Consider the following 25,094-nt stretch of genomic DNA (forward strand, 5'->3'; position numbering starts at 1 on the left):
AGGACGCTAAGATATGATATTACTTCGTGCTTATAAGGCTAAAGAAGGGCGGAGAAATCGTTGAAAAAAGGGGTCTTACTCTCCTTGGTGGCATTGTCGCTTCTAGCAGCGGGGTGTTCGGAGAAACAGCCTGACTCGACAGAAACGAAAGGAGAACAAAAGGAGGCCGGTTTTTTCGAGGCGCCGGGCTACGCATTCGGGTACCATTTAGGCGAGCTCATCAGCGGGGACTTTCAGCCGTACGCGGAAGGCAACGTCCTCTACATGGGAGACATAGACGGCAGCGTAACAGCTGTCGATATCGCTGCAAAGAAAAAATTGTGGTCTACCGATCCGATCTCTACGACTGTTGAGGGCATTGAAATGGCCGACAACGCGAACGGCATAAGCGCTGACGATAATGCCCTGTTTGTTAGCGGAAGTTACAGCATCCGAGCCTACAATAAAGTCGACGGCGGTAAGCTGTGGCAGAAGCAGATCGGCCAGTGGACGACGGCAGCGCCGCTTCGCTACGACGATAAGCTGATTGCAGGCATCGATGATGGGAGCATCCTCGCTCTCGATCCGAAAACGGGAGACGAAATTTGGTCCGCCAAGCAAGATGATCTGGGCATACGATCAGAGATTACAGAAAAGGACGGCGTAATCTATGTTTACGGAAACAACGGCATATTGATTGCGGCCGACGCTTCGAGCGGAAAGATGAAGTGGCAGACACCTACGCTTTTAGCGAGCAATGATTGGAATAATCCGGACAATCAAATCGCGGAGCTCTTAAATACGAAGCCTGTATTTTACGCTAACCTTGTCATCATCGGCAGTTGGGACGGCAACGTCTACGGTATCGACCGGAAAAGCGGAAGTCTTCTATGGGAAACCCGCACGGATAAAGTAACTTCTTATCCGCTGTTAGATGGAGACACCGTCTATACAACGACTTCAAACGCCGTCCATGCCCTTGACGCCAAAACAGGCGAACTAAAATGGACGGTATCCTTTGACCAATACCTGACGGACTGGCATCTATCGAACTTAGCGGCCAGTAACGGCAAACTTTATGTAGCCGCGGACAAAACGCTCCTCGAGCTTGATTCCGGCACCGGGGAAAGCAGAGAATTACTGGCGTTGTCTGACGACGCCAGCGGTATATATCTTCATGATGGTCTGCTTTTCATCGCTCTGTTTCACGGGGACGTGTTGGCCAAAGCATTGGGCGAGTAACGCAAGAAAAGAGCCCGAACGGGCTCTTTTTTACATTACTCGATAGCGTTAGTTTCAGGCAAAGTTCATCTGCGAACCGGCGGAGCCGCCGGAATGACGATGGACACCACCGTTCCCAAGCCGGGCTTGCTGAGGATGCGAAACAGATTCATCTCATTGTACATCAGCGCCAGCCGTTTGTGCGTGTTGCGCAAGCCGATATGGGCTGCCGCATCGTCCGGTTGGCGCAGGCGCCGTCGGATCTCAGACAAGCGTGCATGCGCCATGCCAATGCCGTTGTCGATAACCGTAATTCGAAGCGCATCTGCACGACGCCATATTTTCACTTTGATCAATCCCCCGCCGGGCTTTTCTCGAAGTCCATGGTAAATACTGTTCTCGATCAACGGCTGAAGCAGCAGCTTCATCGTGGTCAATCCGCGAATGTCTTCTTCGTATTCAAAAATGACATCGAACAGATTTTTGTACCTTTGCTTCTGGATGCTCACATAATTGATCGTATTGGCGATCTCCGCTTCCCACGTCACCCGCTCGTTCGGATTGCTGAAAGAGTAAGACAAAATGTCGGACAGCTGCTCGATCATCTCGCTTGCCTTGTTCGGCTTGCCGGTCAGTCCGACCGACTCCCAATAAATCGAATGCAGCGTGTTGTAGAGGAAATGGGGATTGATCTGCGCCTGCAGCGCTTGCAGTTCCATCGCCTGCAGGCGATACTTCTTTTCCGACAGCTGCGTTTCGACAAAGCGATGCTCGATAAAATGCTTTACGATATTTTGCGTAATAAACGCATATTCGTCACGCACGTCGACCGGCGACTTCAAGGGTGCCCGGTTGTTCTCGGCCGATCGGATGAGCGTCGTGATCGCAAGCAGCTGCCGATAGTTGCGGCGCGTCAGATAATAAGTCAAGAGCAAGCCGAGCACAAAAGAAAGGCTGGCCGAAACGATCGTAAACGATAAAATGCGAGACGGCGTGCGGTACAAGGATGAGTGGGGAATGATGGATACATATTTCCATTTATAGCGGGCAGATTCCACTTGCGTGACGTTCTCCTTCCCGCCGGCCGTCTCCATATCAAAAAACGGCGACGTTTCCCGAGCTACTCGCCGGAGCTCCGACTTGCTGAGCGAAGCGGACGGGACATTGGAAAAGACGATCTCATCGTTCTCGTCCAGCACGAGCAGCTTCTGTCCGTCGTAAGTGGTGATACTGCGCAAAATGCTCTCGATATACTGCGGCCGGATATTCAGGAAAATACCGATATGACGGGCCGAGATCACGTTGGAAATGGTCACGGTGTCCGCCATGCCCAGCTGCTTCGTCAATCTCCTCGTCGTCCACTCGTGCGGCGGTCCGTCATAGGCCATGAATTCGTCAAACCAGGCGGTATCCGTCGCATGCGCGAACGTCGACAGCCCGTCGACCGAGGACAGAAAGCGGCCGTTGGGGTTATCGATGTAGAAGTAGACGGATTGAATATAGGGCTTCGAACTTGTGAGCGCTGTCATATAGCCGCTAATGATTTGATAGGCAGACGAGCTTTCGTAGGAATAGCTGGGGCTGCGGAGAACATTGGCCAGTTCGTTAAATACTTTGGCATTTTGATAGAGCGCGAGATTAAGCGTATCCAGTTCGTCGAGGATCATTTCGATCTGCCGCTGCGATTGCGTCAGCAGAAACTGGCTGCTGCGGTTGATATCGGCCTTCATCTCGTGCTGGGACGTGAAGAAGGACACAGAGCCGAGAATGAGAAGCGGAATGAGCAGGGGGATGACGAAGGTCGCCAGATGTTTGATGAAATAGCGCTTTTTCATCTTTGCTCAAATCCGTTTCGATATTCGCTCGGCGTTTTGCCGTAGTAGCTTTTAAACGTTCTCGTGAAGTTCTTCGCGTTGCTGTACCCGACCATCTCGCTGATTTCGTAAGTTTTATAACGAACGTCCGCCAGCAGCCTCAGCGCAACCTCCATCTTGACGCGGATCAGATAATCGGTGAAGTTTACGCCAATCTTCTGCTTGAACAGATAGCTCAAATAGTTGGCGTTCATATGGACGAGCTTAGCTGCCTCTTCGAGCGTAGCCGTTCGATAATGTTCCTGCAGAAAAGCCTTAATCTTGCTCATAATAAGACCTTCCTCGCCGATCCGAGTCTGGACAGCCAGGCCGGCGGTCTCTTCGGCGCGCCGAGAGACGCTCATTTCCGCCTTGAGTTCGCTGAATACGTCCATCAGCATCTGGTATTTGGCCGGCTTCACGATGTAATTTTTTACGCGATATTTGAGCGCTTTTTGCGCGTATTCGAACTCCCGGTAGCTGCTGAGGAACAGCACCTCGATATCCAGCTTGCGTTCGTGTATCGCTTCGGCCAGCTCGATGCCGTTCATGACGGGCATGCGGATGTCCGTTAAAACGATGTCGATGTTCCCTTGCAAAGCGATCATGTCGAGCGCTTCCCGCCCGTTGCCGGCTTGTCCAGCGACTTCAAAGCCAAGCTCATGCCAGGGAAAGTAAAGCGACAGCGCTTCGCGGGCTTCCGCCTCGTCGTCTACCAATAGCAGCTTATACACCGGCCCACACCTCTGTGAAGTCATTTTTCCTTGCTATTATAGCACCAAAGCAGACATGTAAACGCCTTTACGGTGTTCTGGCATCAACTTGTATAATGAGGATACGTTAACCGATATAAGGATACCCTCACCATAAAAACACTTGAAAGATGACACCCACAATCGAAGATTGGATGCGTTATCAACACGAGAAAACGTTTTTATAATGAGTGAAGCGTTTCCAATCAAGTGAAGGGGAGAGATTTGAATGAGCCGGAAAAAATGGATTCCTGCTACGATGACGGCTATATTAGCAACTGGCCTGCTGGCAGGCTGCGGGAAAAGCAATGACGACGCAAACGGCGCGGCTGCCGGACAAAGCGGAGGCGAAGCCAAAGACGTCACCCTCAGGTTCAGCTGGTGGGGCGGCGACGACCGTCATAAAGCGACGCTGGCAGCCATCGAAGCTTACAAAAAAGTGGCGCCGAACGTCACGATCGAGGCCGAGTATCAAGGCTTCGACGGGTATGAGCAGAAAGTGAAGACGCAGCTGGCCAGCGCCACCGCGGCCGATATCATCCAACTCGATGTACCGTGGATGACCGAGCTTAGCAAGAGCGGCTTTTTCCTCGATCTGAACAATCAGCCGAACATGTCGCTGGACAGCTTCGATGCGGATTTTCTCAAAAACTTCGGTACCTACGACGGCAAGGTGGTCGGGCTGCCGACAGGCGTAAACGCCTACGGTCTTGTCATTAACAAGACCGCCGCGGACAAGCTCGGCGTGCCGACCGACATCAAATGGGATTGGGACTCGCTCTACGAGGCAGGCAAGAAATTGCACGAGAGCGACAAAACCAAATATTTGCTCGTGGCGGACCATGGCATGGTCATGCAGGATTTTACCAACATTCTCAAGCAGCGCACGGGCAATCAGTGGGTGAATAACGACTACACGCTAGGATTCGCCAAGGAAGACGCGGTTGCGGGCTTCGACTGGATTAAGCGGGCAACGGAAGCAGGCGTCTACCAGCCGCTAGGCGAAGCCGATTTATTCTTCGGCAAAACCGAGCAGAACACGAAGTGGATCAACGGCGACATCCCGATGATCCCGGCGATGAGCAGCACGATGCTCACTTTAAAGTCGGTGCTGCCTGAAGGAACCGTCGTCACGACCGCCTTGCCGCCAGTTACGAAGGACGGCAAGGACACGGCAGAGCTGGTACGTCCGTCTCAGCTCGTCGCAGTGAATGCCAAGAGCAAAAACGCCGATGAAGCCGTCAAATTCCTGAATTGGTTCTTGAACGATCCCGATGCGGCGGTTCTGCTGGGCGACGTTCGCTCCTCGCCGGCGTCCAAGACCGCGCAGGAAGCGGCGCTCGCAGCCGGCAAGATCGACCCCGCCGTAACCAAAGCGGTCGCGGACGGCCTTGCAAACGCCGGAATCGTCGACGGCGTCGTGGCGACCAACTCGGAAGTGTCGGCCGTCCTGCAAGACGTGATCGAGCAGGCCGCATACGGCAAGCTGACACCGGATAAAGCGGCTGACACGTTAATTCAGACGCTGCAAAAAAAGCTGGATGAGCTGAAGGGCAGAGGTTGACGCAAGGCGGCGGATCTAGGAGGCTTATCCCGGCTCTGCCTGCTTCCGCCGCTCGATTGCAGGTCAACAGGTTAGAAAGGAGATGGCGACTCGGTGTCCTGGAGGAGCAAAAAGAACTATCAATGGATCGGCCTCGTCTACGTGCTTCCTTGGATCGTTGGACTGCTTGCTTTTCAACTGTATCCGTTTATCGCGTCATTCTATTATTCGCTGACGGATTACAATATGATCAATCCGCCGCATTGGGTCGGTCTGGACAACTACCGCAAAATATTGACGGAAGATTCGGACTTTCGCCAGTCATTAAAAGTCACCTCGATATATGTCTTGCTTGCTGTGCCGGTCAAGCTGGCGTTCGCGCTGTTCATTGCCCTGATCTTGAGCGCGAAGCTGAAGGCGATCAACTTTTTTCGCACGGTTTATTATCTGCCTTCCATTCTCGGCGGCAGCGTGGCCATCTCGGTGCTCTGGCGCTTTCTGTTCATGAAGGACGGGGTCGTGAACAACGCGATCGGCGCCATCGGCCTCGGTCCGGTCGACTGGCTCGGCAATCCCGACATCGCGCTCTATACGCTCGGCCTGCTGTCCGTCTGGCAGTTCGGTTCATCTATGGTGCTGTTCCTTGCCGGTCTGCAGCAAATCCCGAGCGAGCTGTACGAAGCCGGGTCGATCGACGGCGCCTCGCGTACGCGCATGTTTTTCCGGATTACGGTACCGATGCTAACGCCGATCGTGCTGTTCAACCTGGTCATGCAGATGGTCAATGCCTTCCAGGAGTTTACCGGTGCGTTTGTCATTACGAGCGGCGGACCGATGAAATCAACCTTTCTCTACGCGCTCAAACTCTATCAAGAAGCGTTCTCGTTCTTTAAAATGGGTTACGCCTCGGCGCTTTCCTGGATCTTGTTCATCATCATTATGATCGTTACCGCCGTTATCTTCCGGACATCGAACCGATGGGTGTACTACGAGGACGGGGGGAAGGCCAAATGACGTTGGCAAGACGCGGCGCGCTGGGACGAGCGGGTTTTTACGTACTGCTCATCGTCCTCGGGTTCATCATGATTTACCCCCTGATCTGGCTGTTCGTTTCTTCCTTTAAAACGAACGAGGATATATTCGGCTCCAGCAAGCTCTTTGCGCATACTTATGTCTGGAATTCCTACCAGCTGGGCTGGAAGGGGAACGGTCAATACGGCTTCTCCGATTTCTTCTTAAACACGCTTAAACTTGTCGTACCGACCGTCGTCCTGACGATCGCCTCAAGCGTATTGGTCGCCTATGGCTTCGCACGCTTTCGTTTCCCGCTGCAGACGCTGCTGTTCTCGCTCATGATGGCGACGCTCATGCTGCCGGAATCGACGATTATTATCCCGCGGTATATTTTGTTCCGCAATCTCGGATGGCTGGATTCCTATTTGCCTTTTATCGTACCTGCCGGGTTCGCGACGTCCGCGTTCTTTATCTACATGCTTATTCAGTTTTTCCGCGGGCTGCCGCGAGATCTGGACGAAGCGGCGATCATCGACGGCTGCAATTCCTTTATGGTGCTTATTCGCGTCCTTCTGCCGCTGAGCAAGCCAGCGATTTTTTCGGTCGGCATCTTCCAGTTCATCTGGACCTGGAACGACTTTTTTAACTCGATCATTTATATCAGCAGCGTAAAAAACTTCACCGTGTCCCTCGGCCTGCGCATGTCGCTTGACGCGTCATCCGTCGTATCGTGGAATCAGGTGCTGGCGATGTCGGTGACTGGCGTTCTGCCTTGTATTTTGCTGTTCTTCTTTGCGCAGAAATACTTTGTAGAAGGAATTTCTACCACAGGTTTGAAAGGATAAGGAGCGTGGCGGCTATGCAACAAGCAAGCGGAGAGAAGCATAGAGACGTACAAATCGCCTATATCGGCGGCGGTTCGCGCGGATGGGCCTGGGGGTTGATGAGCGACCTCGCGATGGAGCCGAATCTGTCGGGCGTCGTCAGGCTGTACGACCTGCAATACGATGCAGCAGCGCAAAATGCGGTCATCGGCAACAGGCTGGCAGAACGGGACGATGCGCCCGGCAAGTGGCGGTACGAAGCTGCCCGAACACTGCCGGAAGCGCTCAAAGGCGCGGACTTCGTCATCATCTCCATCCTTCCCGGCTCCTTCGAGTTGATGGCATCCGATGTTCATCTGCCTGAAGAATACGGCATCTACCAGTCCGTCGGCGACACGGTAGGTCCGGGCGGCCTTCTGCGCGCGCTGCGGACGATACCGCAGTATGTCGAGATTGCCGGTGCGATCAAGGCGCATGCGCCGGAAGCGTGGGTAATCAACTACACCAATCCGATGACGCTGTGCACGCGGACGCTGTATGAAGTGTTCCCGGGGATCAAAGCGATCGGCTGCTGCCACGAAGTGTTCGGAACGCAGCATCTGCTGGCCCAAATGGTCGAGCGCAAGCTCGGGATTGCCAAGGTGGACCGCAGGGAGATCAAGGTAAACGTGCTCGGGATCAACCACTTTACCTGGCTGGACCAGGCGTCTTATGAGGGAATCGATCTGTTTCCCCTGTATAAGGAGTTTGTAGACGAATTTTACGAGGAAGGGTTCGAGGGCAGCCGCAAGGGTCACTGGCTGAACGATCACTTTGCGTCGGCGCAGCGGGTGAAGTTCGACCTGTTCCGCCGGTACGGCGTTATTGCTGCCGCCGGCGACCGGCACTTGGCCGAGTTTATGCCGGGAGATCAGTATCTCCGGGATCCGGAGGCGGTTCGGGATTGGAAGTTCAGCTTGACGAAGGTCGACTGGCGCATCCTCAATCAGCAGAAGCTGCATGCCGACGGCGACCGGTTGGCTGCCGGAGAAGAAAGCTTTACGCTGAAGCCGACGGGGGAAGAGGGCATCGACATGATCAAATCGCTGCTCGGCATGGGTGAGTTGATCACGAACGTAAACCTGACGAATCGCGGACAATCGACGGACCTGCCGGCCGGCGCGGTCGTGGAAACGAATGCCGTGTTCGCCTTCGACTCCGTTCGCCCGGTCGTAGCCGGCAGACTGCCGGACGCCGTTCATGAGATGGTGCTGCGCCATGTCACGAACCAGGAGACGACGCTGCAGGCCGCGCTAAAGCAGGATAAAAGCCTGGCACTGGAGGCATTTTTGAACGATCCGTTGGTGACGATACCGCGCGATCGTGCGGAGCAATTGTTCGACCGCATGCTGCAAAACACGAAGTCGATGCTGCCTGGCTGGCGTCTGTAAGTGCGGACAGGCTTTGCATCCCATAGTTTCAGCCCGGAGACTTTTGGTCTTCGGGCTCTTTTGCGGTATTCATTAAATTGCCATAAACCATCCATGACAAAGGCATGATATTCCGCTATGATGATCAAGTCTAATTGAATACTTTCATTTCAGGTGCCCGTCATGATTTGCTTTCTAGCGTTATGGACGGGTTAAAAGGGAAGCGGGTGCAATTCCCGCGCGGTCCCGCCGCTGTAAGAGATGAGCTTTATGCCATACGCCACTGGATGTTCCGGGAAGGCGGCATGAGACGATGATTCTCGAGCCAGAAGACCTGCCTGAATGACACACCGACAACTCTACGAGCGATAGGGGGTGTTTTAGTTGAGGCTGCCTGGTTATTTGGCGTTCTCGGTCTAGAACCTCTTGACGATTCCGTTAAGAGGTTCTTTTATTGCGTTCACATCGCGAATCAGCAAGCATAATGAATGGGAAGCAGGGATCATTCACCATGATGAGAAAAATAACGGCCTGGCTGCTCACGCTAAGCGTCGCGTTTTCGATGTTTGCGGCAGGCGCAGGAACGACTGGCGCCGCTGAGGCGGCGGGAGCGCTCGAAGGTTATATCACGTTGAGTGTCGAGAAGTTCACGCTGGGTCAAGGCTACAAGCTGGAGCCTACCCGTGTGCCCTTTTACGCCGGAGAGAACGGCGCGGCCGTCATCGCCCGGGTTTTGGGCGAAGAAAATATCAAGCATACAGGGACTGTCGACGGCGCTTTCTATTTATCCGATGTACGAGACTCGGTGCAAGAAGCGCATGTGCCGGACTACATACTCGAACAAATCGCGTTAGGCAATGAGACGCTCGGCGGGCGGCAGGATTCCGAATGGCTCGGCGAATTTGACTATACGCCGATGTCAGGCTGGATGTACGAAGTCAACGGGGAATTCCCGCCGGTCGGATTGTCGGCTTACCTCCCGCATGACGGCGACGTCGTCCGCACGCAGTTCACGGTGTGGGGCTACGGTGCGGATCTGGACCATTCAGGCGGCAGTGGCTATATAGATTCAGCCGATAAGGATGAATTGACGGCACTGATCGGCAAGGTCAATGGAGATCCAGCCAGAGATACGCTGCTTTCCGATCCGACGATAGCCGTCTCGTATTCGCATGCGTACGCAGTGCTTGAAAATATCGAGAGCACGCAAGAAAGCGTCGACCGGGCGTTAACGGAACTGGCGGACGGACTCGGATGGGACGTCGTCAAGCCGGAGCTCACGATCGCCGGCATCGAAGACCAGGCTTATCTACATACGAAACAACTGAGCTTTCAAGTAACCGCAACTGACGCGGGTACGCCCGGCATCGTCCCGACAGTGACCTTGAACGGCACCGCACTTACGACCAAGGGTAGTCAATATACGGCCAACCTGATCGTAGGCGCCAATACGATCGTCGTTACGGCTAAGGATAACGCAGGTAACTCGGCGCTTCGGACGTTTACGGTTTACTATGATCTATCGGGCATCGTCGGAGATCAGCTCGGCAAAAACCTCGCCTGGATTGCGAATACGGTAAAAGAACCGACCTTCGGAACGCTCGGAGGCGAATGGTCGGTACTGTCGCTCGCGCGCGGGCATTACGATATACCTGCAAGCTATTATGCGAAGTATTACGACAATGTCACGGCGAAAATTAGTTCGTTAGCCGCTCAGAACGACGGCGTACTCGATAAGAGCAAAAGCACAGAACACTCGCGTCTTATTCTAGGATTGGCTTCAATCGCCAAGGACCCGCATGACGTCGGGGGCTTTGACGCGACGCAGGCTTTGTCCGATTACGATTATCTCCTTAAGCAAGGCATCAACGGTCCGATCTGGGCGCTGATCGCAATGGATACGCGCGGCTATGCGTTCCCGACCGCCGCGCAAGGCAAAAAACAAGCGACCAGAGAAAACCTCATTCAATATATGCTGAACAATGAAGTGAAAAAAGGCACCGAACAGGCCGGCGGCTGGGGCTTCAGCACGGTTACGGCCGACGTCGATCTGACCGCGATGGCGATGCAGTCGCTCGCACCGTATTACGCGTCCGACGATTCGGTACGGGCGGCGGTCGATCGGGCGATCGTCTGGCTGTCTGCTAAACAGAACAACCTGGGCAGCTTTACGAACTTCGGAAGCACCAGCAGCGAGAGCATCGCGCAGGTCGTTACGGCGCTATCCGCTCTGGGCATCGATTCGGCGACGGATGCGCGATTCGTCAAGCAAGGCATGTCCGTTCTGGAGGCGTTATTGTCATTTGGCGCTCCCGATGGCGGCTTCAAGCACGTACTGACTGGCAAAGTAGACAGCATGGCGACCGACCAGGGCACTTATGCGCTCATCGCATACGATCGATATACGAAGAGCGAGAACCGGCTGTACGATATGACGGATGCCGTCGATCCGGCAGCGCCCAAAGTAATCGATTTGCCGCTGCCGGACGGTTTGACGCCGGTCGTCGATATCCCGCTGGACACGAACGATTACAGCCTTACGCTCTATCCTTACGACCAGAACAAGCAAGTAACGGTTACGATTCCGGCGGATTCCGGATCGAAGGTTAGCCTGAATACGGCGACGGACAGCAATCTTCCAGCGTTATCCGTCACGAAGGGCAACGTGTCCGCTTTTATTCCGCAAGGCACACAGATCAAGAGCGGCGATCCGTCTAAGGTTGAGCTGCTTACGGCGATCGAGGCAGCCGACCCGACGCTAAACGAGAAAATCGGCGGCATCGCGGCAAGCGGCATGAAACTGGATTCTATTGCGAAGGCGTTCGCGATGGGCGGAACGGTTCGGGTGACGTTCGACAGGTTTATCACGCTGACCTTCACAGGCTTGAAGGGAAAGAGCGCCGCATACGTTGAAAACGATCAAGCCCACACGATTCAAAAGGTCGCCGATGACGCGGCCGGCATGGAAACGGGCAAAGACGAGTACGCGTACGACAGCGGAGAAGATCTGATCGTCAAGACCAACCATTTTACCCAGTTTGTCGCTTATGCCGAGAAATCCTCGGATCCTTCGAGCGGCGGAGGCAGCGGGAATACAACTGGACATGTAACGTTGTCGATCGATAAAAATACGATAGGCAAAGGCTATGTGATCGCCCCGGAGCGCGTTGAGCTTCAGGATGGCGATACCGTATGGACCATACTGTCACGCGTGCTGGATAGCAAGCAGATTGCCTACAAATATGAATACACGCCGAAATACAACAGCGTGTACGTTCAATCGATCGCCGGCGACGGCGAGTTCGATCACGGAAATCTCAGCGGCTGGATGTATAACGTCAACGGGATGTACCCGGATTACGGTGCCAGTCTTTATAAGTTAAAGGACGGCGATAGCGTACAGTGGCGCTATACGACCGATCTGGGCGCCGATCTGGGGCATCCATACAACGGCGATTCGAGCGGTTCAGGAGGCGGAGCGGGAGCTCCAACGGTGGTCAATGTCCCCGAGAATGCTGCGAAAGATTTTGTTTTCGCAATAGAAGCCGGAAAATCCTATCCTAACGGAATCCAGGTCAACATACCGGACATTCAGCCAAAGGTCATTCTCGATCTCAACGCTGTATTGAAAGATATGCCCAGGATTACGGTCAGACGCGGCGAGCTCTCGCTCGAAATTCCTGAACATGAAGCATTGGTGAAGGGCGGAAGCGCCATCGAGCTTTTCACGAAGCTTGATCCGACGGAAAGCGGGCTTCAAGCGCTTGTTCAAGGCGGTCTTGCCGCTACCGAACGACTGAAGAAGATCGATAGCGCCTTCGTTCTCGGGGCGAAGGATCAATCTTTCCTGTTTTCCGCACCTGTAACGCTTACGTTCCAAAACGCAAAAGACCGGAAAGTCGGCTTCGTTGAAGACGGAAAATGGGTGCCTATTCCGGTGTATGGCGACGACTCGCAAGGCGTCGCAGCGACAAAGGGAGCCGAAAAAATAACCTATGCGTTCGTGAAGGGCGATAACCTGATTGTAAAAACGAATCACTTCACCACCTTTGTCTCATACACGGTCGAAGGCGCCAAAAACGGCGGGAACGTTGACATGAATAAGCTGTTCTCGGACGCAAACGCGATCTCGAGCTGGGCTTACGATTCAATGACGGACGCAGTAGGACGAGGATTTGTCCAAGGGAGCAACGGCAAGCTGAATCCGAAAGCCAATCTGACGCGGGCCGAATTCGCGAAGCTGCTCGTCTCCATTCAGGAGTTGACCGCTACGACCGACAATGGAGGAGGCTTCAAGGATGTGCACGAGTCCAAGTGGTATTACACTTATGTCAATAAGGCTTCGCATGCCGGACTGGTGAACGGCTATAACGGCTATTTCCAACCGAACGATGCGATTACGCGCGAGCAGTTGGCTTCTGTTATCGTCAGAGCTTTGAATCTTAAACCGGCAACGCCGGCCACTCTGCTGCGCGATCTGGAGAACGTCTCGGACTGGGCAAAATCGGATGTGCAGACGGTAGCGTCGAGTTCCTTGATGCAAGGTCAGAACGGCCTATTCGATCCAAAGGGCTCCGTCACGCGCGAGATGGCGACTGTTGTCGTGATGCGGGCCTATTATTACAAGCATAACGGGACAACCGGTGATGCTAAATACGGTTATAAGAACGCATGAGACATTTTACATCTCACGCTGGAGCAGTTTGCCTTGCAGGCAAGCTGCTCTTTTTTAATGAGCTGGGAGCCTATTTTTGTACAACTTCATGAAACGTAGGGCGTATAAATTTGGAAGGAACCGCTCCCGCATCAACGCGTTAAGAAGCTTTGGCATTATCTAATAAGCTCATGACCAGATTATTGAGAAGCTTCACTTACGTGTGGGGATTCGATCTGCAGAGCGACTGGGACTATGTCGATAAAATCGTTAACGTATTTGAGGAAAAAGGAGCGGAAGTGTATTTTGTCGAGCTTGAAGCTGATCTGGAGGAAAGAGTAGCGCGTAACAATACCCCGCATAGGCTTGAGCACAAACCGACGAAGAGGGATCTTGTACGTTCCGAACGAGATCTGAGAAAGACAATGCAACAACATCGATTAAACTCGTTTGAAGGGGAAATTAAAAAGGAAAACGATTTAAAAATAAACAACACGTCACTCATGGCTCATGAAGTTGCCGAAATGATCAAGGAGAGATTTTTATTGTAGCGGCGACAGTGTTCCGATTTAGTACTAACGATTGCAAAATGGTTTACGTGGCTTTTAAGAAAGGATGACTATTCATGAAATCAACCGTCTTAGACCAAATACCAGAACCAGCCAATCTAAAAAATCTAATGAGAATTCAAGCGGCTCTCAATATCATTCTCTGTCAAGAGGAATGGCTTCGATATCACAGCCTCGTTGAAGAATGGGACGAGAACGTCAGTATGGCGAAAATTGAGAATGGCGCCGGCGATCGATTGTTCATATTGTTTTCCCGGGACGGATGTATATTGAAGGGTTTCGATCATGAATCTGAATTCAGCCCCTATGCGCAGGATGAACATCATGTTGTACAAGGAATCTATGACGACGTTCCCAAAGTATTGCTGCGATTGCTCGAAGACGAAGCCATGGAAAAAGACGATGTGACGTTTTGCATTTGGCGAGAAAGCAGCGACTCGACCTGGCGCAAGGGAGATGTAGAATTCGCGGATGGAGAGAACGATGGCTCTGATTTTCTCGTCGGTTGTATATTCCAAACGCCTGAGGATTTTGTCGAATTCGCCGAAGGCTACTTTGAATTGTCGTTATCGTTAGATATCGTAGGGCAAATATATAATGGGGCTCCTATTACGGTCGAAATGATCAAAGCGTTAAATCCAGAACGCGATGTAAATGAAGTTTTAAAAGAATTAGAATTGTTGGACAAAAGCCGTTAATACGACTTAGGAAGCCTGCCGACCGGCAGGCTTTTTGCGTAGGCGTCGTATTCGTGCAGCGAACAATGCAAGAACCTCGCCCCTGCTGAAGGGACGAGGCTTTTTCTTTATTCGACGTACTGTCCGCCATCAAGCTTTATTAACTCTTCTTCATCAAGAATCAATGCGCCGGCGCCCATACTGTCCGCCAACTGCGATTCGTTGGAAGCGCCCACGACTGCAAATGCGGGAAACGGGCGGGAAGCGATATAAGATAGCGCAACCTGAGAGATCGTCACGCCTCGTTCCGAGGCTATGCGGAGCGATTGCTCAAATCGATTGGTATTTGAGGCTACGGCATACAAGGGAGGAGCTTCAAAAGCCTTGCCTGCTGCTGTAGCGGCCTCCATTTTAGAGAACAATCCCTTGGCCTGTGAAGAGTAGGCGAAAAGAGGCATACCGGTTGCCGCATGATAACGGTACATGGCTTCATCCAATACGACGACAGTCGGGTCCTCGATCCGAGACTGATCCAAGCTTGCGAGACTCCACCAAGCCTGGTTGGCGGACAATAACGGCAAACCTTGCTGAGTCGCCAGCCGATTCGCCTCAATAATCCGATCGGTCTCCCAATTGGAGCAGCCGAAGCTTCGTATGATTCCGTCTTCGACCAACCTACCGAGAGGACCGAGCAGCTCGGAGACCGGAATGGTCCGGTCGTCCCGGTGCAGCCAGTAGAGGTCGATCACGTCCGTCTGCAGCCGGCGCAGACTGCCTTCGGCATCGGCTCTGATGTCGGCTTCATGAAGCCTGGAGATATTCATCGATCCCAGGTTCGGATGCCCGCCCTTCGTCGTCACGATCATACGATCCCGATTGCCGCGCGACTTCATCCATTTCCCGATAACGAGCTCGCTCGCGTTTGTCTTTCCCGGAACCCAGTTGCCGTACACTTCAGCCGTATCGACCATGTTGCCGCCTGCGTCCGCATATAGATCCAATAGCCGCATCGACTGATGCTCGTCCAGGCGAGTCCCGAGATCGACGCCGCCCATGACGATGACCGAACACGCTTGATTTATACCGGGAATTTTGCGTTTGCGCATGCTCATCCTTTTGCGAGCCTCCTATATCCGCCAGTTGGCAGGGGGTTACTAATAGATTAACTAGATTATAGCCGCTCTTAAAACGAATGCCTATATAATCGCTTGACGACTTAATGGAGCGACGGGTTTTGTATTGGGTTTGCGGGTCCTGTTATTGATGCTGTTTCTGTTCCGAAATTTTATAATTCTCTTTGTTGACAAATGAATGAATCATTCATACAATAAATACAAATGAACCATTCATTCATTTATAAGGAGGAATTCTAATGAGCGGAATTCAACGTGTCGAGGGTCAAAACGTAAAAGGTAAATATATCGTAATTACCGGAGCAACGAGCGGAATCGGCTTGGCGGCTGCGCACGCATTAGCGGCCAAAGGTGCGAATTTAGGCATCGTTGCGCGCAATGCGGCCAAAGCGAATGAGGTTGCGGCTAAAATAAAGAAGTCTTCCGGCGCTGGGATTACGGTTGACGTTTTTATCGCCGACATGTCCTCGCAGCGCTCAATTCGGCAAGCGGCAGACGAGATGTTGGCGAAGTGCCCGAGGATCGATATGGTGATAAATAACGCGGGCGCCATGTTCGTCGACCATAAGCTGACGGAGGACGGCTTGGAGATGACCTGGGCGGTCAATCATGTCGCGCCGTTCTTGTTAACGACACTGCTGCTTGATAAACTGAAGTTGAGCGAAGATGCCCGCGTCATCACGACGTCGTCCCACGGCCATAAAATGGCCAGAAAAGGCATCGACTTCGAGGATTTGAACGGCAAGCGCTGTTTTGGATTTTGGGGCAAATTGAAGGGTGGCCCGAACTTCCGTTACGGCGAGACGAAGCTGGCGAATATTTTATTTACGGCCGAGTTGGCAAAGCGATTGCAAGGCACCAATGTCGCCGCGTATTGTTTCGACCCGGGACTCGTCGACACAAACTTCAATCACGATAACGGATGGCTGGCCCGGATGACGATGGCCGTCATGAAGCGGTTTGCCCAAGCGCCGGAGAAGGGTGCGGAGACGCTTGTGTGGCTGGCGGATACCGACGCCAATAATCTGGAGAGCGGGCGGTACTACTACGACAAGCAAATAACGACGCCGTCAACGCATGCGGGCAGCATGGAAGCGGCGCAAAAGCTGTGGGAAGCGAGCGAAGCGCAAACCCGTATTGCCCGAACTTGACCCGCAGAACGACTTGCGAAACCCGCAGAACGACTTGCAAATAGGAAGAAGGATGACGAATGCCAAGAATAGGAAGAGCGCAAGCCGAGCAAGCGATCGACGAACGCAAAGAGCAGATCAAAAAGGCGGCTCTTAAAATATTTGCGGAGAAAGGCCTCGCAGGCACGAAGATGAGCATGATCGCCGAGGAAGCAGGCATCAGCCAGGGCTTATCCTATCGCTACTTTAATTCCAAAGACGAGATTTTCGGGCTACTGGTGGAAGAAGCGATCGAAGAATCCCGGAGCGCCATTCAGGATATCGGAAAGTTGCCAGGTTCGCCTCTTGAACAGCTTAGAGCGTTCACGCTTCATTTGTTAGATGAAGAACACAAGCAATACTTCCTGCTCGTTCAACAGGCACTTACGTCCGAAGGCGTTCCGGGCAAGGCTAGAGAAGCTATCGAGCGATATTCCCCCCAGGATACCATCGAGCGGATGATCCCTATATTTGTCCGAGGGCAGCAAGAGGGGCAATTCGCAGAGGGCGATGCTTACAAACGGTTGATTTTGTTTCTATCGGTCGTTAACGGTCTGATGCTGCAAGATGCGAAGATGATGGGGATGGATTGGACGCAAGAGGTTGATCGACTACTGAACCTCTTGACTAAATAATTGTGCAAGCAAAGCTGATAGTGATCCGTGACCCGCAAGATCGGTACTTTGAGAAAAGTGTCCGCTTGCGGGTTATTTCTATCCGCATTAAGCTAGTGCCAATGAACCGTATTCACTATATAATGGACGTGAGCGGTAGAAGAGAGAGATTATGGATTCTGATCGGGATTAAAACAAAGTGATTAAGCAGCCAGGGGGCCCAAATGAAAATCGCTAGACTTCGCTTGTCAACGGCAACAGCCGTCGCGCTGCTGCTTGCAGTACAACCTATATCCGCAATGTCCGCCAACCCAACAGCGGCCTTATCTTTATCGACCTCGTCTCTTAACGTATCCGATCGGCTAGCAACCCTTCAGCTTCAAACTGTTCAACTCGGCCAGGTGCTGATGGTGCCGGCTCGCTCGTTTTTTCAAAACGTCGGCGCGAGCTTTCAGCTGCAGAAAAACGTCTTCTCCGCCAAACTCGAAGGTCGCAGCATAACCGGAACGATCGGTTCGCCAAATGCATTCATTAACGGAACGACGGCCAAGCTCGAGTATTCACCCAAACTTATTAATGGAACGCTTTACATACCCGCAAAGTTGGCCATTGGCGTTATGGAATACGATGTATGGAGCTATGACGACAAGAGCAAGCGATTTACATTCAGCTACAGCCGTCAAAAGCTGAACAAGCTGGCATATGATGCGGTCATGCAGGGAGATGCGGTAAAGCTGCAAAAGCTCCTTGACATCGGCTTCGACATAAATGCGAAAATCAACGGTTCAAGCGAATGGACGGTGCTGGACTATGCAATTCAGCAACACCGCCCCCTTCTCGCAGAGCTTCTGCTTAAACGGGGAGGCACATATAAGCAAGCACAGGTTGTTCCACTGCTCTACCCAAGTGATAAGCAGGCGACCGAGACGCTGGAGGTACTTCTCAAAAATGGGCTCGATGCAAATAGTAAGGTATTCGATAGCCCGTATACGCTACTGGAGCAAGCCTTTAATAATTATCCAATCAACATAAATGCACCGAGTCCGCGACCGACGGTCATGCCATCCTATGATACGGTCAGTCTTTTGTTAAAGTTTGGAGCCGAAGTGTCATCGGATGTTTTCTACCGCGCCGCCGGAGCTGCCGATTATGATACGATTCAAGAGCTGCTGCGCCATGGCGGCAACCCGGATCTTTTATGGCTTAATTCTGTGACGCCTCGCAAGGCTGCCCGTGACCGTGGCGTAGAGGGATGGCTTGTGCGCGATGCGGCTCAGACACTGTCGCGCCTTGCAATAGAGACCGCAGAGGGCAATCCCGTTTGGGAGGGCAATGTAAAGTTAAGTCCGTTTTACACAAGTAAAGGTTCTCCTGTGAGCGTCAGATTTGTCCAATATGCCTACTTTGACAGCGCCAACTATCAGCCTGAATCAGTTCTCGTTAACGGCAAGGCATGGTTCCTGGATCGGCAGCCAATCATAAAAATCGGAGAAGCGGCAGCAGCGCCTTCGCGCCTGACTTTACCGCCACTCAATGTAAAAGCGCGCGTGATGGCATCCGATCCTGCCAATTATAACGGAATACTAGTGATGAGGAACACCGTAAACGGCCAAAAGATGGGCTTCAAGCCGAGGCAGGGCGAATTCGAACTGTACTTGCCTCCGGGCAAGTACGCGATGAGCACGGCGGAGCCTGTAGCACCCGGGCAAAGCACGAGCGTGAAGTCATCGGCCGAGGTAATCTTCGAGATTAAAGAGGACACCGCTTCGTACGAAGTATCGGTGCCAGTACCGGTTACATAGATTGATCGTTTACAGGTGCCATTTTCTTAAAGAATTGCTGGCAGCAATACCCGCCGATAATGATTAAGCGAATTAATGTTGAATTGGTTTGCAGTAAACTTTTGCCTCATGACTATGCCCTCATAAATCCTTTGTCTGTCCTTGGACAGCAGGGTTTGTGGCGGCATTTTTTCTTTGAGCTATTTAGCAAGATTATCGCAACATTAATAAAAAAAATGCATCTAAATTATGGAAAGGGGTGGTGGAGTTGGCGAAGAAATTAATAATCATTTGTTCAATCTTACTAAATCTTATTTTAATTACGTATTTATATCTGAAGGCGAATCTTCTGACAAATGTTTATTCCAATCTATCCTTTTCGCTGCAGAACGATCTGGTTCAACTGGAGAATGCTATCGAGCTCCAAAATAACGTTGATTGGAAAGAAACGGACAAGGTAATCGAAAAAATAGAAGATGTTAACGAAAGCATTACTTACTTGTTAGCAACAGGTAAAAACACAGGTCTGGTTACAAAGTCCCAAGAAGAAGATATGCACAAATTAAGCACATATTTTTTGAAATATTATACATATCAGGATTCCTCAAACACCGAATTGAATGGCGACGCCATAAACCAGTTAATGACCTTAGGCGAAGATTTAAAAGCAGCCGGATGGAAAATGAACACGGGATACAGTGGTGATTGGGACAGTTTTTCAAAAAAAATTAGCGCTCTTATTAAATGACACTTGTTAAAGTAGCGAGCGATTATTGAATTCTGAAACAGGCATCTAACAAATTACGGAATACTTTCAAAGGATTACGAAAGGAGAGATGAGACATTTGGAAATAAAATCGAACAAGTGGAATTTTCGAAGGCGTGCGCTCTACAAAATATGTTTTAACTCTACGATTATGAGTGTAGCTCATATTTGAATTTTGAACTAAATGAAGAAGGGCTATTTAGAAAAGCAGCTGTGGAAAGTGACTCAAATTGAAAAGAACTATCCTACACAAGCATTCTGGAGAAGCGTAATTAAAGATATTCGAAACATTTATTTAAGGAACGCTACGATGAAGATCGTAGGTCAATTTAAGAATTTTATAGTTGAGTATAATGTTGTGAGTCTAATGTTTGAAGGAGGTTACTGAATAAAAATATAAATATAATAGATGGCTAAAACATGTCCCCATTATTTTTGGTTGTTGGTCTTTATTCTTAGTTACTATTTGCATGATTACAAATAAAATTGGTTCAATAATGGCTACGAAAACTTTGAAAATGGGGATCTTGGAAAAAGTGCGCACTATGTGATTTTGTCTGAAAGTGTTAATTGGTATTTGAATGCATTTACATTGCTTTTTACAAACCTCATTTCGGTTTTATTTATTATTTTTGCTTGGTCATATTAATTAGAAAATTAATATTTAAATCTGAATTCATCACTTATAAATTCTTGAGACCTTCGAGTCGGAACTCGATCGCCATTCGCCATGGTCTAATTCCAAAACCTGATTGCCATGAAGCTCTGTAACCACTCGTGTGACAAAACATTTCTTCACTTCATTACGTTATTTATTTAGAGGTGATTATTAATGAACAAATGGACGTTAACATTAACCGCTTCAGTAGTTCTACTAACTGGCTGCATGGATAAATCCGGCACAACTGGCGCTTCAATTAATCCGACTACCGCTCCCGCACCGGGGGAAACGGTTATTCCAAAAGCAAAGCCAAAGGCTTTCCCTGTAGTGTCTGACCCCTATAATCCCGACCAAGCCGCCGAGAATGGCGACGTGGTTGACGTTCATGGAAAGAAGTACAATCTCGATAAGTGGAAGCTCTTCCTGGCGAATATCGAAACGGGCGTGGCGAATCAGGTTCGAATTACGCAGTATACGATAGAAGGCGACCCGATCTTCAGTGAGCTGGTGTACGATGGGGGCGAGGCGATTACCTATACCTACGACAATTCGATGGACAAGTTTGGCAGTGATGCAGGCCGTCCGAGCACGGTGTGCCGGGGAATTGAGCTGGAGAAGAACGAAGAGCGGGGCGACCATTACAAGCTAACCGGATGCGATGGAGATATTGGCAATAGGTTCTGGTTCTCGGACATGGCGGAGGAAGTAGAATAGAGCTCGCATATGCGCCTTCGATCGTTTGGACTTCGAAGGAAACCTCGAAAGAGATTGACGGCGCATAGGAAATCACATATATTATCATTAAATTGGTCAGACAACTTACCTAATGGACAACATGAAGCTAACTTAGTCGGTGAAAATGGCGCCTCAATGTAACCGCTTACCATAGCATCGAAAAGGGGAACTCAACGCGAATGAATAAAGCTGAAATGATTTTAGACAAAGAATACGTGATCGGCACCGTGGATCCCAGACTGTACGGATCGTTCATCGAGCACGTCGGCCGCGCTGTCTATGGCGGCATCTACGAGCCAAGCCATCCGGAGGCCAACGAGCAAGGCTTCCGCAAGGACGTCATGGCCTTGGTTCAGGAGCTGGGCGTTCCGATCATCCGGTATCCCGGCGGCAACTTCGTGTCCGGCTACGAGTGGGAGGACGGCGTCGGTCCCGTTGCCGCGCGCAAGCGAAGGCTTGACTTGGCCTGGGGCGCGCTGGAGACCAATGAAGTCGGGACGAACGAGTTCGCGGCATGGGCGCAAAAAGTCGGCGCGGAAGTGATGATGGCCGTCAACCTGGGCACGCGCGGTCCGGCAGATGCGCGCAACTTGATCGAATACTGCAACCATCCCGGCGGCACGTACTGGAGCGATCTGCGCAAATCTCACGGTTACGAAGCGCCACATAAGTTCAAGACTTGGTGCTTGGGCAACGAGATGGACGGTCCTTGGCAGATCGGTCACAAGACGGCCGACGAATACGGGCGTACGGCGCTCGAGACGGCGAAGCTTATGAAATGGGTCGATCCCTCGATCGAGCTGGTCGCCTGCGGCAGCTCCATGCGCGACATGCCGACGTTCGGCGAATGGGAAGCCACCGTGCTCGACCATACGTACGATCAAGTCGACTACTTATCTCTGCACACATACTACGGGAACCGCAAGGACGATACGGCCAGCTTCGTCGCGAAAACGCTGGAGATGGACGATTACATTCATTCCGTCATCGCCGTCTGCGATTATATGAAAGCTAAGAAGCGCAGCAAGAAGCAGATGATGCTTTCCTTCGACGAGTGGAACGTGTGGTATCATAGCGCGGCCGCCGATCAACAGCTCGAGCGGTGGACGATCGCGCCGCCGCAGATTGAGGACATCTATACGCTCGAAGACGCGATCGTAGTCGGATGCATGATCATCTCCCTGCTGAAGCGCGCGGACCGCATCCGGATGGCCTGCATCGCGCAGCTGGTGAACGTGATTGCCCCGATCATGACCGCAAACAACGGAATCGCGTGGCGTCAGACGATTTTTTATCCCTATCTGCATGCATCGATATACGGACGGGGCGTCTCGCTGAAGCCGATTATCCGAAGCCCCAAGTACGATTGCAAGCAGTTTACGGACGTTCCGTATCTGGAGTCGGCCGCCGTTTACGACGAGGAGTCGGAGCAGCTTACGATTTTCGCGGTGAACCGGGACTTGGCGGAAGCATTGGACGTTGAAGCCGATCTCCGGCAATTCGCCGGCTACCGGATCGTCGAGCATCTGGTGCTGGACAATCCGGATCCGAAGGCAAGGAATACGGCGAGTGACCCGTTGAACGTAATGCCGCATGCCGCAAGCGGCTCCGAACTGCGGGACGGACGCCTGCATATTACCCTGCCGAAGCTGTCCTGGAACGTCATTCGCTTGAAAAAAATCTAACCTGATTCGAAAGCGGGAGGATCCCTATGAACGTATTGGCCATCGGCGCGCATCCGGACGACATCGAAGTGTACTGCGCGGGAACTTTGTTGAAGTACAAGCAGCAAGGGCACAACATCTTTATCGCATTGACGACCAGCGGCAATATCGGTTCAAACGAGTACGAGAGCAGAGAGGCAATCGCCGCGCAGCGGGAACAGGAGCAGCTGGAAGCGGCGAAGATCCTGGGTGCGGAAGTCCGCTTCCTCCGCTTCGACGATCAAGGGCTGCAAGACACGCCCGAGACGAGAAGAGCGGTCATCAACGCGATTCGCTGGGCGGTTCCGGACGTCATTTTGACGCATTCTCCGGAAGACCCGAGCACGGACCATGGCGTTACCGGGAAGATTGTAAGCGAGGTCATGCTGTCGATTCCGGGTAAGCTGATTCCGGCGGACGAACCGCCAATCGCCAAAAATCCGTCTCTGTTCTACTACACGCCTGCCGCCGGCATCGGTTTCCTGCCGGAAGTGTACGTCGACACCTCCGACGTGTTCCCGCTGAAGAAGGAAGCACTGACCAAGCATACCAGTCAGTTCAACTGGATGGACGTATATCAGTCGCATAACCTGCTCAGCATCATGGAGATAACGGACAAGTTCAGAGGTCTGCAGGCCGGTTACGAGTATGCCGAAGGCTTCCGGGCTTTCCGGATTCACGGCTATATGCCGAACTTCAAGCTGCTTCCCTAGCCGATAATGCTTGCCTGGTCGACACGGCTTCCCTGTTCGATACGGCTTCGAACAATATACATTGGTCACGCAAGGAGGCGGTTCCGGCATGGCCCATGATTTGAGCGCACAGTACGAACTCGTAGAGAAGGTCGTAAAAGCCGGCGGAACCGTCGGCGAGGATTGCGATTATACAGATCTGAAGGCTGCGCTCGACGATATCGCGGATAACTCGGCCCGGAAGCGGTATATGCTGCGGATTTTGAACGGCACTTACGATCTCTCGAACGACGGAAACCTTTACTTGGGCTTGAAAAATTACGTGGAGATCGTTGGGCAATCCCGGGGCGGTGTGCGAATCGTAAAACGGGACGAAAGCTACAGCGACGCGAAAGCCGTGTTCGACTCGGCCTATTACGGACAACGAATCGAATACGCGTCACTCCGGAACTTAACCATCGTCAGCTATAACTTAAAGGCGCCCGTGCACATCGACGACGAATACCTGCAGGGCACGATTGAGCTCTTCGACTGCACCTTGATCAACGAAAACACGCCGGATATGGGCAATTATCAAAATGGTCTCGCATGCGGGCTTCGACAGGGCCAACGGGTCGTCGCCAGAGGCGTGCATTCCAACGGCATGCTCTGGATGCACAACGGCTTCGAGGCTTATACCGGCGAAGGCTGCCGGTTTGAGCTTTACAACTGCATCAGTCCATATATCGTAATAGGCGAACTGATCACCTACGGCAGTGAAAAGGTCATCATCGAAGGCTGCCGGGCGGAATTCCTCCGTTATCTATACATTAAAGGCGTAGCCGTGAAGCAGCTGCGTCCGTACGTTCAATCCAGCTTTTCGTTCGAGCTCCGGGGCAATTCGATCGATTACATTGAAGCCTTAACGACATCGGATCTGGGCAGCACGTCGGTTCCCACAGCGTTCGATGAGCTATGCGAGGGCAAGTGGTCCATCAGCGATCCTGCGCTCCATCGGTTCGTTCGGAATGCCGGAACGACGGACATCGAAAAAGGGAGCCTGGTATCGCTGAAAGGGAATGGCGTGAAGTCGTGGGCTCCGGGCGAACGGTTGTACGGAACGGCAATGGACGCCATATCGCCCAGCGATTACGGCATCGTCCAGGATCGCGGAATCGTGTTCATTCGCGCTCATCCGGAGGCGGAGCCAGCCGAGGACGAGCCGGTCGAGCTGGACGCGACGGGCATGGCCGTTCGCCAGAGAAGCGGCGCGCCGATCGGCGTCGCCCGAGGCCGGTACGCGCACGGCGACCGTCTGCTGAAGGTCGAGCTGTTGCAATCCTCCATGCTGTAACCGTCCGAATCA

18 protein-coding genes, 1 pseudogene and 1 riboswitch are annotated in these 25,094 nt (G+C 52.1%); of the genes and pseudogenes, 16 read left to right on the forward strand and 3 right to left on the reverse strand.

The features are described from left to right. Positions 1-60 precede the first annotated feature (60 nt). Entirely contained in the window at positions 61-1,221 is a 1,161-nt protein-coding gene (locus ACFSR7_RS30430) for an outer membrane protein assembly factor BamB family protein (protein WP_378168114.1), read from the forward strand. A gap of 65 nt (positions 1,222-1,286) precedes the next feature. On the opposite strand, the gene ACFSR7_RS30435 is transcribed toward ACFSR7_RS30430, so the two are convergent. Continuing rightward, on the reverse strand, positions 1,287-3,035 hold the full coding sequence (locus ACFSR7_RS30435) for a cache domain-containing sensor histidine kinase (protein WP_378168115.1): 1,749 nt from the start codon (positions 3,033-3,035) through the stop codon (positions 1,287-1,289). After that, positions 3,032-3,787, reverse strand: a complete 756-nt coding sequence (locus ACFSR7_RS30440) for a response regulator transcription factor (RefSeq protein ID WP_378168116.1) — start codon at positions 3,785-3,787, stop codon at positions 3,032-3,034. The genes ACFSR7_RS30435 and ACFSR7_RS30440 overlap by 4 nt, the downstream gene beginning before the upstream one ends. A 247-nt stretch (positions 3,788-4,034) precedes the next feature. Between ACFSR7_RS30440 and ACFSR7_RS30445 the strand changes: the two genes are divergently transcribed. From ACFSR7_RS30445 to ACFSR7_RS30475, 7 genes and pseudogenes are all read left to right on the forward strand, one after another. Further along, on the forward strand, positions 4,035-5,369 hold the full coding sequence (locus tag ACFSR7_RS30445) for an ABC transporter substrate-binding protein (RefSeq protein ID WP_378168117.1): 1,335 nt from the start codon (positions 4,035-4,037) through the stop codon (positions 5,367-5,369). A 93-nt stretch (positions 5,370-5,462) separates the two neighbouring features. Continuing rightward, on the forward strand, positions 5,463-6,362 hold the full coding sequence (locus ACFSR7_RS30450) for a carbohydrate ABC transporter permease (RefSeq protein WP_378168118.1): 900 nt from the start codon (positions 5,463-5,465) through the stop codon (positions 6,360-6,362). Next, positions 6,359-7,207 carry a carbohydrate ABC transporter permease gene (locus ACFSR7_RS30455; RefSeq protein WP_378168119.1) on the forward strand — a complete coding sequence of 283 codons (849 nt, stop codon included), beginning with the start codon at positions 6,359-6,361 and terminating at the stop codon, positions 7,205-7,207. Before ACFSR7_RS30450 ends, ACFSR7_RS30455 begins: the two co-directional genes overlap by 4 nt. A gap of 14 nt (positions 7,208-7,221) precedes the next feature. Further along, on the forward strand, positions 7,222-8,616 hold the full coding sequence (locus ACFSR7_RS30460) for a family 4 glycosyl hydrolase (protein ID WP_378168120.1): 1,395 nt from the start codon (positions 7,222-7,224) through the stop codon (positions 8,614-8,616). Between the two features lie 134 nt (positions 8,617-8,750). Then, a riboswitch (cobalamin riboswitch) is annotated at positions 8,751-8,951 on the forward strand. A gap of 155 nt (positions 8,952-9,106) precedes the next feature. Then, the gene (locus ACFSR7_RS30465) at positions 9,107-13,270 is read left to right on the forward strand and encodes an S-layer homology domain-containing protein (protein WP_378168121.1); all 4,164 of its coding nucleotides are present in this window, start codon (positions 9,107-9,109) and stop codon (positions 13,268-13,270) included. 191 nt (positions 13,271-13,461) lie between these two features. Beyond that, positions 13,462-13,800: pseudogene (locus ACFSR7_RS30470) on the forward strand (shikimate kinase); the annotation flags it as partial. 74 nt (positions 13,801-13,874) lie between these two features. Continuing rightward, complete coding sequence (locus tag ACFSR7_RS30475; protein ID WP_378168122.1) at positions 13,875-14,516, forward strand: hypothetical protein; 642 nt, start codon at positions 13,875-13,877, stop codon at positions 14,514-14,516. A 107-nt stretch (positions 14,517-14,623) separates the two neighbouring features. Here the strand turns inward: ACFSR7_RS30475 and ACFSR7_RS30480 are convergent, their stop codons facing one another. Next, positions 14,624-15,607, reverse strand: a complete 984-nt coding sequence (locus tag ACFSR7_RS30480) for an aldo/keto reductase (protein ID WP_378168123.1) — start codon at positions 15,605-15,607, stop codon at positions 14,624-14,626. 260 nt (positions 15,608-15,867) lie between these two features. Between ACFSR7_RS30480 and ACFSR7_RS30485 the strand changes: the two genes are divergently transcribed. The 8 genes from ACFSR7_RS30485 (at position 15,868) to ACFSR7_RS30520 (ending at position 25,082) form a co-directional block, all read left to right on the forward strand. After that, positions 15,868-16,779: an SDR family NAD(P)-dependent oxidoreductase gene (locus tag ACFSR7_RS30485; protein WP_378168124.1), complete on the forward strand. Its 912-nt coding sequence runs from the start codon at positions 15,868-15,870 to the stop codon at positions 16,777-16,779. Positions 16,780-16,838: 59 nt separating this feature from the next. Next, positions 16,839-17,432: a TetR/AcrR family transcriptional regulator gene (locus ACFSR7_RS30490; RefSeq protein WP_378168125.1), complete on the forward strand. Its 594-nt coding sequence runs from the start codon at positions 16,839-16,841 to the stop codon at positions 17,430-17,432. A gap of 203 nt (positions 17,433-17,635) precedes the next feature. Continuing rightward, on the forward strand, positions 17,636-19,213 hold the full coding sequence (locus ACFSR7_RS30495; RefSeq protein ID WP_378168126.1) for a stalk domain-containing protein: 1,578 nt from the start codon (positions 17,636-17,638) through the stop codon (positions 19,211-19,213). A gap of 247 nt (positions 19,214-19,460) precedes the next feature. Continuing rightward, positions 19,461-19,940, forward strand: a complete 480-nt coding sequence (locus ACFSR7_RS30500; protein ID WP_378168127.1) for a hypothetical protein — start codon at positions 19,461-19,463, stop codon at positions 19,938-19,940. An 850-nt stretch (positions 19,941-20,790) separates the two neighbouring features. Then, positions 20,791-21,333, forward strand: a complete 543-nt coding sequence (locus tag ACFSR7_RS30505) for a DUF4362 domain-containing protein (RefSeq protein WP_378168128.1) — start codon at positions 20,791-20,793, stop codon at positions 21,331-21,333. A gap of 200 nt (positions 21,334-21,533) precedes the next feature. Then, positions 21,534-23,039 carry an arabinosylfuranosidase ArfA gene (gene arfA / locus ACFSR7_RS30510; protein WP_378168129.1) on the forward strand — a complete coding sequence of 502 codons (1,506 nt, stop codon included), beginning with the start codon at positions 21,534-21,536 and terminating at the stop codon, positions 23,037-23,039. Positions 23,040-23,065: 26 nt separating this feature from the next. Beyond that, positions 23,066-23,770: a PIG-L deacetylase family protein gene (locus tag ACFSR7_RS30515; RefSeq protein ID WP_378168130.1), complete on the forward strand. Its 705-nt coding sequence runs from the start codon at positions 23,066-23,068 to the stop codon at positions 23,768-23,770. Positions 23,771-23,858: 88 nt separating this feature from the next. After that, on the forward strand, positions 23,859-25,082 hold the full coding sequence (locus tag ACFSR7_RS30520; RefSeq protein ID WP_378168131.1) for a hypothetical protein: 1,224 nt from the start codon (positions 23,859-23,861) through the stop codon (positions 25,080-25,082). The last annotated feature ends 12 nt before the right edge of the window (positions 25,083-25,094 follow it).

The organism is Cohnella sp. GCM10020058 (assembly GCF_042683485.1).
Lineage (GTDB): Bacteria > Bacillota > Bacilli > Paenibacillales > Paenibacillaceae > Cohnella.

Excerpts from the sequence above, each read along its gene's own strand:
- ACFSR7_RS30465 (WP_378168121.1), top strand. The coding sequence starts at position 9,107 with ATGATGAGAAAAATAACGGCCTGGCTGCTCACGCTAAGCGTCGCGTTT.
- ACFSR7_RS30505 (WP_378168128.1), top strand. The coding sequence starts at position 20,791 with ATGAACAAATGGACGTTAACATTAACCGCTTCAGTAGTTCTACTAACT.
- ACFSR7_RS30515 (WP_378168130.1), top strand. The coding sequence starts at position 23,066 with ATGAACGTATTGGCCATCGGCGCGCATCCGGACGACATCGAAGTGTAC.
- ACFSR7_RS30475 (WP_378168122.1), top strand. The coding sequence starts at position 13,875 with ATGAAATCAACCGTCTTAGACCAAATACCAGAACCAGCCAATCTAAAA.
- arfA (WP_378168129.1), top strand. The coding sequence starts at position 21,534 with ATGAATAAAGCTGAAATGATTTTAGACAAAGAATACGTGATCGGCACC.
- ACFSR7_RS30460 (WP_378168120.1), top strand. The coding sequence starts at position 7,222 with ATGCAACAAGCAAGCGGAGAGAAGCATAGAGACGTACAAATCGCCTAT.
- ACFSR7_RS30455 (WP_378168119.1), top strand. The coding sequence starts at position 6,359 with ATGACGTTGGCAAGACGCGGCGCGCTGGGACGAGCGGGTTTTTACGTA.
- ACFSR7_RS30485 (WP_378168124.1), top strand. The coding sequence starts at position 15,868 with ATGAGCGGAATTCAACGTGTCGAGGGTCAAAACGTAAAAGGTAAATAT.
- ACFSR7_RS30445 (WP_378168117.1), top strand. The coding sequence starts at position 4,035 with ATGAGCCGGAAAAAATGGATTCCTGCTACGATGACGGCTATATTAGCA.
- ACFSR7_RS30520 (WP_378168131.1), top strand. The coding sequence starts at position 23,859 with ATGGCCCATGATTTGAGCGCACAGTACGAACTCGTAGAGAAGGTCGTA.
- ACFSR7_RS30495 (WP_378168126.1), top strand. The coding sequence starts at position 17,636 with ATGAAAATCGCTAGACTTCGCTTGTCAACGGCAACAGCCGTCGCGCTG.
- ACFSR7_RS30435 (WP_378168115.1), bottom strand. The coding sequence starts at position 3,035 with ATGAAAAAGCGCTATTTCATCAAACATCTGGCGACCTTCGTCATCCCC.
- ACFSR7_RS30480 (WP_378168123.1), bottom strand. The coding sequence starts at position 15,607 with ATGAGCATGCGCAAACGCAAAATTCCCGGTATAAATCAAGCGTGTTCG.
- ACFSR7_RS30490 (WP_378168125.1), top strand. The coding sequence starts at position 16,839 with ATGCCAAGAATAGGAAGAGCGCAAGCCGAGCAAGCGATCGACGAACGC.